The following is a 15869-nucleotide window of genomic DNA, read 5'->3' on the forward strand; positions in this document are numbered from 1 at the left end:
GCGGCCTTCGCTCCGTCATCGCGGACGGAGCGAAGCGACCCGGAGCGGGTGAGCCGCGTCAGGATTCGCCGGCGGGCTTCTCCTCGCCGGCCGGCCGCCCGTCGTCGCGGGCGCGGTGGAGCAGGAAGATCGCGAAGACCATCGTGAGGATCAGCCCCGCCAGCACGCCGAGTTCGATCATCGATGCCTGGAACAGCGCCTGCTTCTCGGGCGACCAGTCCTTGGCGTGCATGATCTCGGAGGATTGCAGCGTGATCACCAGGACGCGCCGGATCGAGGCGATCAGCCCGACGATCAGGAACGGCTCGCAGGTCAGGGTGCCCGACCGCATCGAGACCCGCACCGTGTGCAGGATCTCGATCAGCATGAGCAGGAACAGCAGCCGGTCGATCACCTCCAGGATCTGCTGGGCGCCGCCGAGCGCCCGCATGGCCTCCCAGGTGAGCCCCGCGGCATCGACCAGCGCGACAATGGCGGTGAGGGCGAGCAGAAGACCGAGCGCCGCGTAGATCGCGTGCTCGGTGTGCAGGAAGATCGCGCTGGCGAGCCGCGTCAGGCGGCCCTGGTCTTCCGAATGAGCTGACATCATTCCCCCCTGGAATGTGCCGAAACGATCAGCTTCCGGCGCGCGCGTCCAGCCCATGGACGGGCGCGGCCGATCAATCGGACGCGAGGGTGGCGTTACGCCGCTGACTCGCGGGGCGATTCCTCAGTGGAAGAACGGCAGGGCATGCGGCGCGAGATAGCCGAAGCCGAGGAGTGCGGCTCCGGCGAGACCCAGGAAACCGCCGGCGAAGACCAAGAGGGTGATGCCGGTGATGACCTCGGCCGATGCCAGCACGATGCCGATCTGGAAGGCCGCCGAGGCCAATTCGTAATGGTGGTAACGCAGCAGCGCGAGGTCGCGCCGGCCTTCCGAAGCGCGGGCCTTGGCGGTCAGCTCCTTGCGCCCCTCGCCGGTGGCGGGCTCTGATTCCCAGCGCGTCAGGGTCTTGGCCCACTCGGCACGCTTGGCGGCGATCGCGTCCTGGTTCGGTCCCGGCGGAAGCAGGGCCAGGGCCTCGTCGGCGGTCTTCAGCACCGTGGAGCGGATGGTGCGGGCCTGAAAATAGGCCCATTGGTTTGCGGCCTCGACATTGGCCCCGATCGACTCCGTCTGGGACGCCTTGCCCAGGGTCTCGCTGAAGGCGAGGAACAGCGCCAGCACCGAGATCAGCAGCGCCACGCGCTTGTTCGACCCTTCGATCGCCCCGTGACCACCCGACATCGTTTAGCGCGTCTCCGTTGATTCGATGGGGGGAGTCACAGCCCATCGCGGCGCGGGACGCAATGCACCGCGTCGCGTGGGTCCTATTCCGCGGCGATTCGCGGCGGCAGCGGATGCCCGTCGTTGGCCGGATGGGCCGGGTCGAAGGTCGTGGCATCCTCCGGGTCGTCGCGCTCGCCCACGAAGCGGCCGAACAGGCGCTTCAGCAGGCGCGACAGGTCGTCCATCAGGACGAAGATCGCCGGCACGAAGACCAGGGACAGCACCGTCGAGACGATCAGGCCGCCGATCACCGCCACCGCCATGGGCGAGCGGAACTCGCCGCCGATCCCGTAGGCCATCGCCGACGGCACCATGCCGGCCGCCATGGCGATGGTGGTCATCACGATCGGTCGGGCGCGCTTGCGGCCCGCATCCACGATGGCGACGTTCCGGTCGACGCCGGCGCGGATCTGCTCCACGGCGAAATCCACCAGCATGATGGCGTTCTTGGTCACGACGCCCATCAGCATCAGGATGCCGATCACCACCGGCATCGAGATCGGCATGTGGCAGATCAGCAGGGCCAGGATCGCGCCGCCGATGGAGAGCGGCAGCGAGAACAGGATGGTCAGCGGCTGCAGGAAGTTGCCGAACAGCAGGATCAGCACGCCGAAGACCATCATCAGGCCGGCGCCCATGGCGAGCGCGAAGCCCTCGAACACCTCGCCCATGACTTCTGCGTCGCCGGTCTGGCTGATCGTCACCCCGGGCGGCAGGTTCTTGGCCGTCGGCAGGTTCATCACCTGGGTGATCAGCTCGGCGAGCGCATCGGTGCCCTGCATGTCGCCCTCGAGGGCGACGCGCACGGCGCGGTCGTAGCGGTCGATGCCGGTCGGGCCCTGGCCGAGGCTGATATCGGCGACGGTGGCGAGCGGCACGGCGGCCCCGCCCTTGACCGGCACCTTCAGGGTCTCGAGATCGGAGAGCCGGCCGCGCAGGCGCTCGGGCAGCTGCACGCGGATCGGCACCTGCCGGTCGGTGGCGTTGAACTTGGCGAGGTTCATGCCGATGTCGCCGATCGTGCCGACCCGCACCGTCTCGGCGATGGTGTCCGTGCTGACGCCGAGGTCGGCCGCCACCGCGGGCTTCGGCCGGATCCGCACCTCGGTCCGGTCGAGCGGCGCCGTCGACATGACGTTGACGAGGTGGGGGACCCGCTGGGCCTCGCGCTGGAGCTTGGCGGCGACCTCCGCCACCACGGCCTTGTCGGGGCCGGCGATGATCAGCGCGAGATCGCGCTGGCCGCCCTCGCGCAGGGCCCAGAACCGCAGGTCCGGCTCCTCCCGCAGGATCGCCGCGACCTCGGCGTCGACCTGCTTCTGGGTCTTGTGGCGGGCGTTCTTCGGGGTGAGGTTGATGGTCAGGCTCGCGAGCCGCACCTCCTTCTTGGCCGGCAGCTGGCGGCCGCCGTCCACGAACACGCTCTTCACCTCGGGCAGCGCGCGGATCTTCTCCTCGATGCGGTCGGTGACCCGGACCGTGTCCGGGAGCCGGGCGCCCGGCGGCAGCTCGACCACGAACAGGGTGCGGGCCTGGTCCTCCGCCGGCAGGAAGCCCGCGGGCAGCAGGCCCGTGGAGGCGATCGAGGCGGCGAAGCACGCGATGCCGAGCACCAGCGTGATGAACTTGTGCCGGACCGACCAGGCGACGAGGCGGGTGTAGCCGCGCATCACGAAGCCGTCCCGCTCGTGGTCCGGCCCGTGGTCGCGCAGGAAGTAGGCGGCGAGCAGCGGCGTGATCAGCCGCGCCACGAGCAGCGACATGAACACCGCCGCCGCGATGGTCAGGCCGAACTGCTTGAAATACTGGCCGGCGATGCCGCCCATGAAGGAGACCGGCGAGAAGATCGCGATGATCGTCGCCGTGATGGCGATGACCGCCAGCCCGATCTCGTCGGCGGCCTCGAGAGACGCGCGGTAGGGCGACTTCCCCATCCGCATGTGCCGGACGATGTTCTCGATCTCCACGATCGCGTCGTCCACCAGGATGCCGGTGACCAGGGTGATCGCCAGCAGGCTCACGGCGTTGAGCGAGAAGCCGAGTGCGCTCATCACCCAGAAGGTCGGCAGCACCGAGAGCGGCAGCGCCACGGCGGCGATCAGCGTCGCCCGCCAGTCCCGCAGGAACAGCAGCACCACCACGACCGCGAGGGCTGCGCCCTCGATCAGGCCCATCATGGCCGAGTGGTAGTTGCCGATCGTGTTGACGACGCTGGTGTCGATCAGGTCGAACCGCACGTTCGGGTTCGCCGCATGGAGCGCCGCGATCTTCTTGGCGACGCCCACCGAGACGTCGGCGTCGCTGGCGCCGCTCGCCCGGGAGATCGCGAAGGCGACCACCGGCTCGCCGTTGAAGCGCGCGAAGGTGCGGGGTTCCTCGGCGGTGTCGGACAGGGTCGCCAGCTCGTCGAGGCGGACCTTGCGGTTGCCCGGCACGACGATGGAGGTCTTGGCCAGCGTCTCGAGGCTCGCCGAGGCGGCGAGCGCCCGGATCGACTGCTCCTGGCCGCCGACCTCGGCCCGGCCGCCGGCCATGTCGGCCGAGGTCAGGCGCAGCTGCCGGTTCACGTCCGCGGCGGTGATGCCCAGCGCCAGCAGCCGGTCGGGCTTCAGGGTGACGCGGATCTCCCGGGCGACGCCGCCCAGGCGCTCGACGCCGCCGACGCCCTTCACGCTCTGCAGGCCGCGGGCGACCACGTCGTCCACGAACCACGATAGGTCCTCGGGGGTCATGGCGGGCGCGGAGGCGCCGTAGACCATGATCGGCAGGCCGGCGATCTCCACGCGGGAGACGATCGGTTCGTCGATGGTGCGCGGCAGGTTCTGCCGGATCTTGGCGATGGCGTCCTTGACGTCGTTGGTCGCCCGATCCTGGTTTACCTCCAGGCGGAACTCGATCGTCGTCGTCGAGGTCCCCTCCGTGATGGTCGAGAGGATGTGCTTGACGCCCTTCACGCCGGCGACCGAATCCTCGACCCACTTGGTCACCTGGGTCTGCAATTCGGACGGGGCCGCCCCCGATTGGGTGATCGTCACCGAGACGATCGGGATGTCGATGTTGGGAAAGCGGGTGATCGGCAGCGAGCGGAAGCTCACCAGCCCGAGGATCATCAGGACCAGGAACAGGACCACCGAGGGCAGGGGCTTGCGGATCGCCCAGGCGGAGACGTTGAGGCGCATGGCCGGATCCTTCGACTCGTCCTACCGCGGGGCCGCGTCGGCGATCGGCGTGCTGCTGGCGGCAGCCGGCACGGGGCGTACCCGGTCGCCGTCGCGCAGGAAGCTGCCGGCGCGGGCCACGACGCTCTCGCCGGCGGCGACGCCCGCGCGGATCTCCGTGAAGCCCTCGGCGGAGAGGCCCGTGGTCACGGGCCGCGCCTCGACGCGCCCGTCCTTCACCACGAGGACGCTGGCGCGGCCGTCGGCGGCGTAGAGCAGGCTGGAGACCGGCACGGCGATGCCCGTACGGCGCGCGATCTCCACGTTGCCGCGGGCGAAGGCGCCGATGCGCAGGGCCGGATCGTCGCCGAGGCGGATGCGCACCTTGCCGAGCCGCGTCGCCCGGTCGACCTCCGGATAGACCCGGCGCACCGTGCCGGCGAGGCGGCGGCCGTCGTCGAGGTCGAGGCTCGCCGGATTGCCGACCTGGAGGCGCGCCAGGGACGTCTCGGGCACCTCGCCCTCCAGCTCGATCTCGCCCCGGGCGATCAGCCGGAACAGCGGCTCGGCCGCCGCGGTGGCGGTGGCCCCGATCCGGGCGGTGCGGCGGTTGATGATCCCGGCCTCGGGGGCGCGGATATCGGTGCGGGCCCGCCGCAGGGCGATCTCGGAGCCCGCGGCGCGGGCGGTGGCGAGGTCGGCCTGGGCGGATTGCAGACCGCCCTTGGCGGCGGCGAGGCGCCCTTCCGCCCCCTGGGCCGCCGAGACGCGCTGCTCCAGCACGGCCGCGGTGGCGTTGCCGGTCTTGGCCAGCGCCTGGGCGCGTTCCAGGGATTGCCGCGCCTCGACGTTGGCGGCCTCCGCCTGGACGATCTGGCTCCGGGCCTGGACGATGGCCGCCTCGGCCCGGGCGATCGCCGCGGCGTTGGAGGCCTCCTGCGTGGCGATCATCTCCAGCGACAGCTTGGCGAGGACCTGCCCCTTGGTGACGCGGTCGCCCTCCTCGACGAGCAGGTCGGTGATGCGCAGGCCCTCGACTTCGGGGGATACGAGGATCTCGTCCCGGGGGACCAGCGTGCCGGTGACGACGGCCCGCTCGACGATCTCGCGGCTCTCGGCCGGCACGACGGTCACCGCCGGGGCGATGGCGGCCGCGTCGGGAACGGCGGCAGTCTCGACGGCCCGGGCCGGCGCCGCGGCGAGGATCGCGAGCCCGCACAGGAGACTGAGGCGGGACGCGCGCCAACGGACATACTTCACGACGGGGGCCTCACAATCGGCGCTCGATTGATCTTGTCTCTCCCTCGCCGGGCAGGTCGGCGTTTTCATGGCGAGTCATCCTGGATGCGGATGAGAATAGCGCCATTGCGCGATGCCGTCGCCGGGCCTCGCGCCGCAGGGGATTGGCGCCGACGAACCGCGGCTGTTGCGTTCGGTCCCCCTGCAACCGGCGACGAACGGCGACGTTAATACCGTGAAGGTCTTTTCGCGACCGGGGAGGGATCGATGAGCATTTTCCAGATTAGGCAGACAAAGAGCGGCGCCGTGCTCTGGACCGGGGCGGCCGATGACGAGCAGACGGCCCTCGACGCGATGGCGCGCGAGGCGGGATATCGTGACTTCTCTTCGCTGCCGGACGCGATCCGCGCCGACGGGATCGAGGCCGCGAAGCTCGATCTGATCTCCTGAGCCCAACCTAAAACACGTCCGCCGGAGCGAGCTTCGCTTCGGCGGCGGTGCGTTTGGAGACGGAGTTCGCTCTCCCGCCTCGCTGCGCCCGCAAGGACGCCCGCCCCGGACCGTCGCGGGCCGATCATTCAGACGTGCCGCACCAACGCCTCGATCGCCGCTGCGCAGCCCCGGACCGCATCCGGATCGTGCAGGGCGCCGATCACCGCCGGGTCGAGGGCGAGGCCGTCCCGGATCAGGCCCGGCCAGGCCGAGGCCGGGGGCCAGCCCGGATGGACGATCGCGGCGCCGAGCCGCGCCAGCGCCTCCGCCTTCTCGGTCTGCTCGCCGTAGGCCCGCTCCTCCGGCAGGCAGAGGAAACGCTTCGCCTGCGCGGCGGCGAGCGCGACCACACCGTCGCCGCCGCCGCCAACCAGCAGCGCCGCCTGCGCAACCCGCGCCTCGACGTCGGGGACCCAGCCGTGCAGGTGCAGGTTGTCCGGCATCTCGCCGCTGCCCGAGACCGGCCCGAGGACGTGCCAGGGCCGGTCGGGCACCGCCCGCGCCGCCGCGGCGAGATCCGCGAGGCTGCCCCCCGTGCCGCCGCGGCCGAACACCACCACGATGTCCCGGCTGCCCTCGGTGAGCCCTTGGGCCGGAGCGCCGAGGAAGCCCGCATACAGCGTCTTGGCCCGGACCCAGTCCGGGACGGACGACCCGTCGAGCGCGGCGGGGAAGGGCGCCAGCAGTCGCGTGGCGCTGCGGAAGGCTTCGAGGTGTGGCCGGTCGGTCCGCGTTCCGGCAAGCCGCACCACCAGGGTCGGCACCGACAGCAGGCGCGCCAGGAGCGCGACCTCCACCGAGACGTCGACCACGAGCAGGGCCGGGTCCGTTCGCTCCGCCCAGGCGGCGATGCGTGCCATCCGGGCGCGGATGCCGGGATGGTTCAGAGGGGCGTAGTGGAGCGCCTGCGGCCGCTCGGCCTCGCCGTCCCGGCCGTCGAAGGCCGCGGCGCCGAGGGGGCGATCATCGGGCAGATCGACGACGTCGAGGCCGGCGGTGTCGAAGCCGGCGAGCGTACCGAGGATCGTGCAGGGTCGAGGCAGGGCCCCCGCGACGGCCCAGGCGCGCTGGAGATGGCCGGCGCCCTGGTGGTGGACGTACCAGCCGATGCCGCGGGTCACGCGGCGGCCTTCAGGGAAAGGGCGAGGGCGTCGAGATCCGCGACCGCTTGATCCAGGGCACATTCCCGCGCCGGCGCGCTGCGGGATTCGAGGATGCGGTCGGCCCGCTCCACGAAGGCGATGTCGTTGGGGCAGGCGCCGACGGAGTCGAGATCCTCCGGGGCGAGCCCGAGCCGCCCGCAGGCTGCGACGCGGGCCTCGGGGTCCAGATGGAAGGCCCGGCGCAGCGCCGCCCGGCGCAGGATCAGCGCCTGCCAATGGGCGGCCTCCGGCAGCAGGTAGGCCTCTCCGTGAAGGACACGGGCGCGGCGCAGCATCTCGGTGGCCATGCCCCCCGAGACCCGCCCCTGATGGCGGGACGAGACCAGCACATGCACCTCCGGGCAGTGGCGCAGGCGCGCCCCGTTGGCGCGCAGGAGCCCGACGAGGGCATTGTCCTCGCCGCAGGGCAGCGCCGGCAGCCCCCCGACCGACCGGTACAGGACGGCCGGAACGGCGAGGCTCGCCCCGGTATGGTCGCCGTGGCGGGGGGCGGGATCGTGCGGCGGCGGGTCCAGGAGATCCTCCAGGCGGCGGACACCGGACCAATAGCGCTCGATGCGTGCGTGCAGGGCCACGAGGTCGGGATCCGCGGTGCCGTCCTCGTCGATCACGAGCCGGCCGCCGACGACGTCCGCGGCCTCCAACGCGCGCAGGTTCGCCGTCACCCAGTCGGCGGGCAGGCGGGCATCCGCGTCGGTGGTGAGGAGGATTCCGTCCGGCTGTCCGTCGGCCTCCAGCCAGTCGGCCCCGGCCTCCAGCGCCATGCGCCGGGCCGTGCCGACATGGGCCTCAGCGCCGGCCAGCTCGACGTCGGTCAGGCGGAGGGCGAGGGTTGCGAGAATGCCCGAGGCTTCGACGTCCCGCACCGCCTGGACGGTCCCGTCCGTGCAGTTGTTGGTGAGAACCACAACCCTGAGGGGCGCCCGTGCCGAAACGCCCTCCTGCGCGGCCAGGGAGGCGAGCAGGCGGGGCAGGCGCTCGGCCTCGTTCCGGGCGGGAATGCAGACGACGCAGGGCAGGGGGGCCGGATGGTCGGCGTCCGTGGTCATGTCAGGTCTCCCGTGGCACCGTCATGCGCCGCGGAGGTCGGGGGCGGGGCGTCGAGCCGCCGGGCTCCGGGCTCGGGTGCGGAAATGCGGCACGGCGCGCGTATCTGCGCCGCTCAGCCGCGTCCTCCGGCGACGCGCAGGGCGGGCCGCGCCCGCTCGGCGCAGCGCGCGATCACCGCATCGTACGCTTCCAGGTAGCGTCCTGTCATGGCGGTGGCGTCGTAGAGCGCCTCGGCCCGGTCGCGGCAGGCCCGGCGCGACAGGCCGGCGGCCTCCCGGATGGCCACTGCGAGATCCTGCGGATCGTCCGGACGGGCGAGGCGGCCGCAGGACGCGTCCAGGATGTCGGGCATGGCACCGCGGCGGAAGGCGGCCACGGGGGTGCCGCAGGCGAGCGCCTCCGCCACGACGAGGCCGAAGGGCTCTTCCCAGCGGGGCGAGACGATCGCGACCCGCGCCCGGCCGAGATGATGGGCCAGATCCCGGTGCGCGAGATGGCCGAGATGCGTCAGGTCCGGCCCCATGCGTGGGGCGATCTCGGCGGCCCAGTAGCCGGGATTGAGCTTCGGGCCGGCGAAGGTCAGCGGCAGCCCGGCGGCGCGGGCGGCGTCGATGGCGAGGTGCAGACCCTTCTCGGGCACGATTCGGCCCGACCAGAAGGCGAAGGCCGGAACGTCGGCTTCTTCCGAGAACACGAAGGTCGACAGATCGACGCCGTTGTCGACCACCTGCGCGTTCGGGACGAGATGCGCCCATTCCTGCGCCAGCGACGGCGAGACCGCGAGGAAGGCCATGTCGGGATCGGCATCGACGATGCCGGCGACCAGGGACTCGAAGGGCGGCGTGTGCAGCACTGTCACCCAGGGGAGGCCGATCCGGGTGCTCTCGCACAGCGGCAGCGCGTGCAGGGAATTGTTGTGGACCAGATCGAAGCCCCCGGCCGCAACCATCTCCATCATGCGCCGGTAGGCCTCGTGCTCCGCCCGGTCGATCGCCTCCTCGCGGTCCGGGTCCAAGAGGGCGTCCCCGGTGGGATCGCAGAGCATCACGGGATCGAGCGCCGGGTCCGAGCCCCGGCTGGCGAACAGCGTGACGTCGTGCCCGTGCCGCTTCAGCGCGACGGTGAGGAGATGCGTGTGCATCTCCAAGCCGCCGGCATAGGGCTGGCCGATCGGGTATTTCAGATGTGCGAGGACAGCGATCTTCACGCGCGCACCGGATCCGGTTGGGTGGGGATTTCTGCCGCCCGCAGCGGCGCGAAAGGACTTCTTTCCGCGGCGAGGGTGGCGGGGATCATGCCGAATGTTTCTTCAACAAGCGTTGCGTTGGAGGGTCTGGAGCGACGACGAACGCGACGCTTGCCGACTTCCTAAGCGCCGCGGCCTGAACCAAAGATGATCGAAATGAATGGGGGCCCGTTCACGCCGGGCCGCGGCGGCCCCGTTTCTCGGCTGTCCGGGACCGCGGTCGCGAGGCGCGCATCGGCCTGCTAGGCTGCGTCTCGCGCGCCGGACGCGCGGCCGGGACGGAGAGGGTGTCGATGGGGCTGCCGTTCGGGCTGAGCGTCTTCGCGGTGGGCGTGGCGGCGCTGGCGGTCATCACCCTGGCCGCGGGCGTGAAGATCGTCCCCCAGGGCTACGTCTACACGGTGGAGCGTTTCGGCCGCTACGCCCGCAGCCTCGATGCCGGCCTCGGACTGATCACCCCCTTCGTCGAGCGGATCGGCCGGCGGGTGAACGTCATGGAGCAGGTGATCGACGTGCCGAGCCAGCAGGCCTTCACCCGCGACAATGCCGGCGTCACCATCGACGCGGTGGTGTTCTACCAAGTGCTCGACGCGGCGCGCGCCTCCTACGAGGTCTCGAACCTCGACCTCGCCGCCACCACCCTGACGATGACCAACATTCGCACCGTGGTCGGCGCGATGGATCTCGACCAGCTCCTCGCTCACCGTGACGAGATCAACGAACGCCTGCTCCGGGTGATGGATGCGGCGGCCTCGCCCTGGGGCGTCAAGATCAACCGGATCGAGATCAAGGATATCGTGCTTCCGGCCGATCTCGCCGGGGCCATGGCCCGCCAGATGAAGGCCGAGCGCGAGAAGCGCGCCTCGATCCTGGAGGCGGAGGGGCAGCGCGCCGCCGAGATCCTCCGGGCCGAGGGACGCAAGCAATCGGCGATCCTGGAGGCGGAGGGCCGGCGCGAGGCCGCCTTCCGCGACGCGGAGGCCCGTGAGCGCTCCGCCGAGGCCGAGGCGGCGGCGACCGGCATGGTCAGCCGGGCGATCGCGGAGGGCGACATCGCGGCGGCGAATTTCCTCGTGGCCGAGAAATACGTCGAGGCCGTACGGGCAATCGCCACCGCGCCGAACCAGCGGGTGGTCGTGGTGCCGATCGAGGCGGCGGCTCTCGCCGGCACCCTAGGCGGGATCGGTGAACTCACCCGCACCGTGTTCGGCGATGGTCCCTCGGCGCCCAGGCGCGCGGGAACGCCGCCCAACGTCGCCCCGCCGCGGACCTGACGCCGGCGATGCCCGCCTCCGTCGCCGACGCCGTCGCGGCTCTCGGGCCCGCCTGGAGCTGGGTGATCGCCGGGCTAACCCTGGCGGGGGCCGAGATCCTGCTGCCCGGCGTCTTCCTGATCTGGCTCGGCCTCGCCGCCGTCGCGACGGGCGTGGCCGCCGCCGCGCTGCCCCTGCCCTGGCAGGGTCAGACCCTGCTGTTCGCGGTGCTGGCCGTCGGCTTGGTCGCCGTCGCGGCGCGCCTGCAGCGTCGGGGTACCGGACCGCCGGCTCCCGCGCTGAACCGCGCCGACAGGGGCCTCATCGGGCGCGCCGGCGTGCTCGACGAGCCGATCGTGCAGGGGGCTGGCCGCATCCGCTTCGACGATACGCTCTGGCGGGTCGAGGGACCCGATTTGCCGGCCGGGGAACGGGTTCGGGTGACGGCCATTCGTGGGACGATCCTGCAGGTGGAGGCCGCGTGAGCGCGTCTCCGCGGATCCCCGCCTCAGGCTGAGGCCCGGGGCCGTTCGAGTCGCCGGGCGAGGTGCTGCAGCCGGGGCCTGACCCTCAGGAACACGCCGTAGAGACGCTCAAGGACCTGCAGGACGCGGCCCGACCGCGCGAGGAGCCCGAGCGGGCGCAGAACCGGGATCGCGCGCCACATCGCCGCGAAGGCCGCGGCGCCGGTGAGGACGGACTCGCCCTCGCGGGCATGGAAGCGCGCCAGCATGTCCGCCCGCGAGGCCGGGCAGGTGTCCGCATCCTCTGTCACGTCGACGAAGGTGATCGCGCCGCGCCGGTCCAGCCGGCGCATCAGCGCGATCTCGCGCCGGCAGAGGGGGCAGCCTCCATCGAACCAGACGACGACCTGTTCCATGGTCGACGATATAGGCCGGCGCCGAGGTCGGGCCAGATTGCGCGTCCGGCCTCGGCCTGCGGGACGGCGTCGCGGTCATCCGAACGCGCCGACCTCGTGCTGGATCATCCCGGAGATCTCGCGGACCTGGTCGAACATCCGGCGGATCGGCTGGAACAGGTTGGCGTGCTCCGCCTCGTAGGTGCCGACGTCCCGCGGGCCGGCCGGCTCGCCGAAGTTCAGGCCGAGCGTCGGATCCGGCGTGATCGGGAAGATCGCGTCGAGGAGCTTCAGGCAGCCGTCGATGTCCAGCCGCAGGAAGCGCTCCAGCAGCTGCTCGCGGGAGATGCCCGCCTGGGGCCGGAAACCCGGGATGTGCACCGCCAGGAACCAGATCCGGTGGATCAGCGCGAGCCGCAGGGCGTGGAGCAGGGTCAGCCGCGCCGACATGGCGGGAAGGTCCGGGGCGGCCGCGCGCAGGGCGAGCCAGTCGCGGGTCAGGCGTCCGAACAGGTTCCGGAGCGCGGGGGCGAGATCGAGGCGCTCCAGGGCCCCGGAGATCACGACCAGCTCGTCCCTGCGGAAATCCTTCTGCGTGCGCCGCGCCCGCTCCAGCCACACGGCCGGATCGAGGGTGTCGATATAGGCGCGCAGCACGTCGAGGTCGCCCACCGAGGCGGCGTGCTGCACCAGCCGGAAGGCCCGGGAGAAGCGCACCGAATCGCGGCGCATGTCGCGGAACAGGTCCGGGCCGCGCTGGGCGGCCCGGCCGATCCCGTGCAGGGAATTCGCCAGGAAGCCGAGCTGGTGCAGGATCGCGTTGTTGGGGATCGCCCGCATCTGGCGCGGATGGGTGATCCGCGCCGGGCCGCCATTGTCGGTCTGGCGTGCCACCGGACGTGAGCCGGTCCGGTCGATCAGGCTCGGGCCGAAGGTGCCGAGCAGGGCGGCGTAGCCCGGATCGTCGACCAGCGCCTCCATGTCCTGGCGGGCCGCGGTGAAGAATTCGAGGGCGAAATCCGGCTCGGCGTAGATCGGATCGACCTTGGCGTCGGCCGCCTTGGGATGGTCGTTCAGGGCGTAGTCCGAGAACGAATCCTCCTCCGTCACGTCGAGCGCGTAGACGTGCTCGGCGATGCGGGCGACGCTGGCGCGGGCCAGCGCCTCGGTGCCGTACAGCAGGTAGCCGTCGGTGCCCTGGAAGCTCGATTCGAGCCGGACCCGGATGCCGGCCTTGCGGGCCCGGTCCCGCGCATCCTCGGGGGCGAGGTAGGCGAGGCGGTCGCGCAGGGAGGTCGGATGGGCGCCGCGCCCGATCGATTCGCCGTGCGTGTCGAAGATCGCGAGCTCGACGTCGGACAGGCCGTTCTGGACCAGCATCTCGGTGATGCGCAGCCGCAGTCGCTCGATCCAGAAGGTCGCCGCAAGCTGGCCGACATAGCGGCCCGAATCGGAATAGCCGAACTGCACGGTCAGCCGGCCGATGCGCTTCAGATACTGGCGCCAGTGGGGGTTGCGCAGGGCGTCGTCGAGCACCCGAATGCCCTGTTCGAGGGCGCTTGCCGTCTCGAACAGCGGCGTGATCTCCAGCTTGTCGGCGATGCCGTAGTGCCGCGCCAGCCAGAGGGCGGCCAGCAGGGTGTAGCCGGTCTCGGTCTCGGCGATGAGGAAGCGCACCGGATGGGTGCCGTCGACGTGCTTGAGGATCTGGGCGATCGTCATCATCAGCCGGGCGGCCGAGGCCCGCTCGGCCGCGAGCGCCCCGAAATCGACGGCGACCGGCCGGACATCGTTCAGCAGGGTGTGGATCGTCGCGAGGTGCGACCGGCGCCGGGCCGCGTCGGTGGGCTCGCCTTCGAGGTCGATCACCCGGCGTACCGCATTGTGGATCTGGCTGGCGTTCAGCCGGAAATGCGGCAGGGCGTTCGACAGGCCGTGCGTCGCGACGCCCGCGCGCAGGACCGCGATCCGCCGTCTGTCGGCCCCGTCGTCGGCAGCCTCGAGGGCCTTGGTCAGCGCGGCGACGAGGGCGCCCGCGTCGGTCTGGGCGCGCTCGCGCTCGATGATGAGGGCCAGGGCGAAGCGGTGCACCGCCTCGAGGGACGGCTGGTCGCCGAGGCGCGGCGCCACGGTGAGCTGGCGGTTCACCGCCGCCAGCGCGTTCTCGGCGAGGGCACGGACCTCCCGGCACGCGGGACTCGCGGGCAGATCGCGCATCACCCGGTCGAACTGCATCCGCTTCGAGATCAGCCGGTAGCGGAGAGTGTCCCACCATCCGATGTCGGTCCGCCCGTCCGTGTCGCAGCCGACCCAGCTGGCGATGGCGAAGGGGCGGGGCGTCAGTTCGGTCCAGCGGTCGGGCCAGCGGGCGCGGGCGGCGTCGAGCAGGGCGCCGTTGAAGGCGTCGAGGGCGAGCCGCCCGTTATTGGCCGCCGCGCAGGCCTGCTCGAACTCGACGTCGAGGGTGATCGGCGCGTCCGGCCGCGTGGACAAAGTCGCCGCCCGTTCGATCAGCCCGGCGCGGGCCGCAGCGTCGGGCAGGCTCGCTGCCTCGGCGAGGAGGCCGGCGACCGCCCGGGGCATGCCGAAGGTGGGATGGGCGGTGAATACCACCGCGAAGGCGGTGCGGTGGATGAGGGCCGCGAAGGCCTCGACGCTGTCCGACCGGTCGGGGATTGCCGCCACGAGACGGGCGGGAATCCCCGCCTGCGGATCCTCGGGGCTGGCATCGAGCCCGACATAGGCCCGCAGCCGCTCCGCCCGGGCTGCCAGGGCTTCGGCGCGCAGGCGCACGAACAGGCCGTCCAGGTCGCCTGCCGAGATCTCGTTCCTGTCGAACCGCCGGGTGATCGCCAGGGTCACCGCCAGGACGGGATTGCGGAACGGGTCCTCCCGGGCCTGTTCCCGGGCAGCCTCAATCAGTCCGAGGAGGTGCGCCTCCAGTTCCTCGGGCTCGCGGCTCGGCTCGTGCTGCATCGGTCGGTCCCGGCTCCGGTCTGCCCGCATCTACCCGGTCCGGCGGCGCACGCAAGGAGCGTTCCGCACGCGATCGGGGACGCGATCGGACACGCGACGGGGTGGCGGCGGCCTGAACCGCAGGTTAGAGCTTGCCGCCTTATGGAGCGCCTGTTCATCATCCTGGCCATCCTGGTTTTCGCCATCGCCGTCGTCGCCGTCGCCGCGATGGTGGCTCGCGGCCGGCGCGAGCCCCTGCGCATGGGCTCCGACCTCGATCTTGAGGACGAGGATCTGCTCATCGGCTCGGTCGGTCCCCGCAGGAGCCCGATCGACCGCAGCGCACAGGTGCTCGATCCGCGAGTGCTCGATCTGGAAGCGATGGAATTGGAACCGATCCGCGCCCTCGACAGGACGCAGCGCAGCGAGGCGCTTCACCGCGATCCGCCCGGAGGCAGCCGATGACGGTGAGCCTGCGCGGGGCGGCCGGTCTGCTGCTGGCCGGCCCCCTCTACCTGACGATGGCGCAGTCCGTTTCGGCCGCGCCGGCCGGAAAGCCGCCTGCGCCGGACGTTCCGGCACAGACCGCGCCCGCTGCGCCGGCTCCCGCCCCGGAGCCGAGTGCCCCTCAGGCGACGAGCCCGACGCCGGCGGCCGGCCCGGCCCTTGAGCAGCCCTGTGGGACCCAGGCGGCCCACTTCGAGAGCGGCAAGGGCTTCAAGATGGTGATCACGCGGTCCGGGCAGATCCGCACGACGAACCCGCTCAGGCCGCTGACGCCCGAACTGAACGAGGTGCTGCAGGTCGTGATTGCCGGGAAGGTCGCCACCGCCTACGGGCCTGACTTCACGACGCTGCGGCGCGGCGGCGCCCCGGCGGGAATCGAGGCGATGCTCGGCGGCCCGATTCGCTGGCAGCCGACGCTGCCGACCTTCCCCGATCCGATCGCGATCGTCACCGAGGAGGGCACGCCGCTGGCGCAGCTCACCTTCCGCGCCTGCGAGACCCCGCCCGCCGTCAAGGCGCCGAAGGAGCCGAAGGCCGAAGCCCGCAAGAAGGCGCCCCGGCACGCGGCGCCGAAGGCCGCCGCGGCCCCGAAGACGCCCCCCGGCTTCTCCATGCCTCAGGGGGCGATCGCCGAGTAG

Annotated in this window: 14 protein-coding genes; 5 read left to right on the forward strand and 9 right to left on the reverse strand. The window is 71.8% G+C overall.

What is annotated here, in order from left to right:
• Positions 1–58: 58 nt before the first annotated feature.
• The 4 genes from P9K36_RS28505 to P9K36_RS28520 all read right to left on the reverse strand — a co-directional run bounded on the left by P9K36_RS28505 (position 59) and on the right by P9K36_RS28520 (position 5796).
• The gene (locus tag P9K36_RS28505) at positions 59–586 is read right to left on the reverse strand and encodes a phosphate-starvation-inducible PsiE family protein (protein WP_043353367.1); all 528 of its coding nucleotides are present in this window, start codon (positions 584–586) and stop codon (positions 59–61) included.
• Between the two features lie 123 nt (positions 587–709).
• A complete protein-coding gene (locus P9K36_RS28510) occupies positions 710–1267 on the reverse strand; it encodes a DUF4337 domain-containing protein (protein ID WP_043385577.1) in 558 nt (185 codons plus the stop codon).
• Between the two features lie 83 nt (positions 1268–1350).
• Positions 1351–4488: an efflux RND transporter permease subunit gene (locus tag P9K36_RS28515; RefSeq protein WP_043385575.1), complete on the reverse strand. Its 3138-nt coding sequence runs from the start codon at positions 4486–4488 to the stop codon at positions 1351–1353.
• A gap of 21 nt (positions 4489–4509) precedes the next feature.
• A complete protein-coding gene (locus P9K36_RS28520; protein WP_043353353.1) occupies positions 4510–5796 on the reverse strand; it encodes an efflux RND transporter periplasmic adaptor subunit in 1287 nt (428 codons plus the stop codon).
• A gap of 177 nt (positions 5797–5973) precedes the next feature.
• On the opposite strand from P9K36_RS28520, the gene P9K36_RS28525 reads away from it, so the two are divergent.
• Positions 5974–6156, forward strand: coding sequence for a hypothetical protein (locus P9K36_RS28525; protein ID WP_043353351.1), 183 nt, complete (start codon positions 5974–5976; stop codon positions 6154–6156).
• A 128-nt stretch (positions 6157–6284) separates the two neighbouring features.
• Here the strand turns inward: P9K36_RS28525 and P9K36_RS28530 are convergent, their stop codons facing one another.
• From P9K36_RS28530 to P9K36_RS28540, 3 genes are all read right to left on the reverse strand, one after another.
• Positions 6285–7319, reverse strand: a complete 1035-nt coding sequence (locus tag P9K36_RS28530; protein WP_043760203.1) for a glycosyl transferase — start codon at positions 7317–7319, stop codon at positions 6285–6287.
• Positions 7316–8410: a glycosyltransferase gene (locus P9K36_RS28535; protein ID WP_043760205.1), complete on the reverse strand. Its 1095-nt coding sequence runs from the start codon at positions 8408–8410 to the stop codon at positions 7316–7318. The genes P9K36_RS28530 and P9K36_RS28535 overlap by 4 nt, the downstream gene beginning before the upstream one ends.
• A 113-nt stretch (positions 8411–8523) precedes the next feature.
• A complete protein-coding gene (locus tag P9K36_RS28540; RefSeq protein WP_043353349.1) occupies positions 8524–9618 on the reverse strand; it encodes a glycosyltransferase family 4 protein in 1095 nt (364 codons plus the stop codon).
• Positions 9619–9950: 332 nt separating this feature from the next.
• Between P9K36_RS28540 and P9K36_RS28545 the strand changes: the two genes are divergently transcribed.
• Together P9K36_RS28545 and P9K36_RS28550 are read left to right on the forward strand one after the other, a co-directional pair.
• Complete coding sequence (locus P9K36_RS28545; protein ID WP_043385564.1) at positions 9951–10931, forward strand: SPFH domain-containing protein; 981 nt, start codon at positions 9951–9953, stop codon at positions 10929–10931.
• Positions 10932–10939: 8 nt separating this feature from the next.
• On the forward strand, positions 10940–11395 hold the full coding sequence (locus P9K36_RS28550; RefSeq protein WP_043760207.1) for an NfeD family protein: 456 nt from the start codon (positions 10940–10942) through the stop codon (positions 11393–11395).
• A 23-nt stretch (positions 11396–11418) separates the two neighbouring features.
• Here the strand turns inward: P9K36_RS28550 and P9K36_RS28555 are convergent, their stop codons facing one another.
• Together P9K36_RS28555 and P9K36_RS28560 are read right to left on the reverse strand one after the other, a co-directional pair.
• Positions 11419–11790, reverse strand: coding sequence for a DUF393 domain-containing protein (locus tag P9K36_RS28555; RefSeq protein WP_043760209.1), 372 nt, complete (start codon positions 11788–11790; stop codon positions 11419–11421).
• 75 nt (positions 11791–11865) lie between these two features.
• Positions 11866–14745, reverse strand: coding sequence for a phosphoenolpyruvate carboxylase (locus P9K36_RS28560; protein ID WP_043357361.1), 2880 nt, complete (start codon positions 14743–14745; stop codon positions 11866–11868).
• Between the two features lie 141 nt (positions 14746–14886).
• Between P9K36_RS28560 and P9K36_RS28565 the strand changes: the two genes are divergently transcribed.
• Together P9K36_RS28565 and P9K36_RS28570 are read left to right on the forward strand one after the other, a co-directional pair.
• Positions 14887–15189, forward strand: a complete 303-nt coding sequence (locus P9K36_RS28565) for a hypothetical protein (RefSeq protein WP_043385555.1) — start codon at positions 14887–14889, stop codon at positions 15187–15189.
• The gene (locus P9K36_RS28570; protein ID WP_043760211.1) at positions 15186–15869 is read left to right on the forward strand and encodes a hypothetical protein; all 684 of its coding nucleotides are present in this window, start codon (positions 15186–15188) and stop codon (positions 15867–15869) included. The genes P9K36_RS28565 and P9K36_RS28570 overlap by 4 nt, the downstream gene beginning before the upstream one ends.

Origin of the sequence: Methylobacterium sp. 391_Methyba4 (assembly GCF_029691625.1) — a bacterium.
Lineage (GTDB): Bacteria > Pseudomonadota > Alphaproteobacteria > Rhizobiales > Beijerinckiaceae > Methylobacterium > Methylobacterium fujisawaense.

What these genes read in the sequence shown, in the direction of transcription:
- P9K36_RS28505 (WP_043353367.1), bottom strand. Translation starts at nt 586, where the DNA reads ATGTCAGCTCATTCGGAAGACCAGGGCCGCCTGACGCGGCTCGCCAGC.
- P9K36_RS28510 (WP_043385577.1), bottom strand. Translation starts at nt 1,267, where the DNA reads ATGTCGGGTGGTCACGGGGCGATCGAAGGGTCGAACAAGCGCGTGGCG.
- P9K36_RS28515 (WP_043385575.1), bottom strand. Translation starts at nt 4,488, where the DNA reads ATGCGCCTCAACGTCTCCGCCTGGGCGATCCGCAAGCCCCTGCCCTCG.
- P9K36_RS28520 (WP_043353353.1), bottom strand. Translation starts at nt 5,796, where the DNA reads ATGAAAACGCCGACCTGCCCGGCGAGGGAGAGACAAGATCAATCGAGC.
- P9K36_RS28525 (WP_043353351.1), top strand. Translation starts at nt 5,974, where the DNA reads ATGAGCATTTTCCAGATTAGGCAGACAAAGAGCGGCGCCGTGCTCTGG.
- P9K36_RS28535 (WP_043760205.1), bottom strand. Translation starts at nt 8,410, where the DNA reads ATGACCACGGACGCCGACCATCCGGCCCCCCTGCCCTGCGTCGTCTGC.
- P9K36_RS28545 (WP_043385564.1), top strand. Translation starts at nt 9,951, where the DNA reads ATGGGGCTGCCGTTCGGGCTGAGCGTCTTCGCGGTGGGCGTGGCGGCG.
- P9K36_RS28550 (WP_043760207.1), top strand. Translation starts at nt 10,940, where the DNA reads ATGCCCGCCTCCGTCGCCGACGCCGTCGCGGCTCTCGGGCCCGCCTGG.
- P9K36_RS28555 (WP_043760209.1), bottom strand. Translation starts at nt 11,790, where the DNA reads ATGGAACAGGTCGTCGTCTGGTTCGATGGAGGCTGCCCCCTCTGCCGG.
- P9K36_RS28560 (WP_043357361.1), bottom strand. Translation starts at nt 14,745, where the DNA reads ATGCAGCACGAGCCGAGCCGCGAGCCCGAGGAACTGGAGGCGCACCTC.
- P9K36_RS28565 (WP_043385555.1), top strand. Translation starts at nt 14,887, where the DNA reads ATGGAGCGCCTGTTCATCATCCTGGCCATCCTGGTTTTCGCCATCGCC.
- P9K36_RS28570 (WP_043760211.1), top strand. Translation starts at nt 15,186, where the DNA reads ATGACGGTGAGCCTGCGCGGGGCGGCCGGTCTGCTGCTGGCCGGCCCC.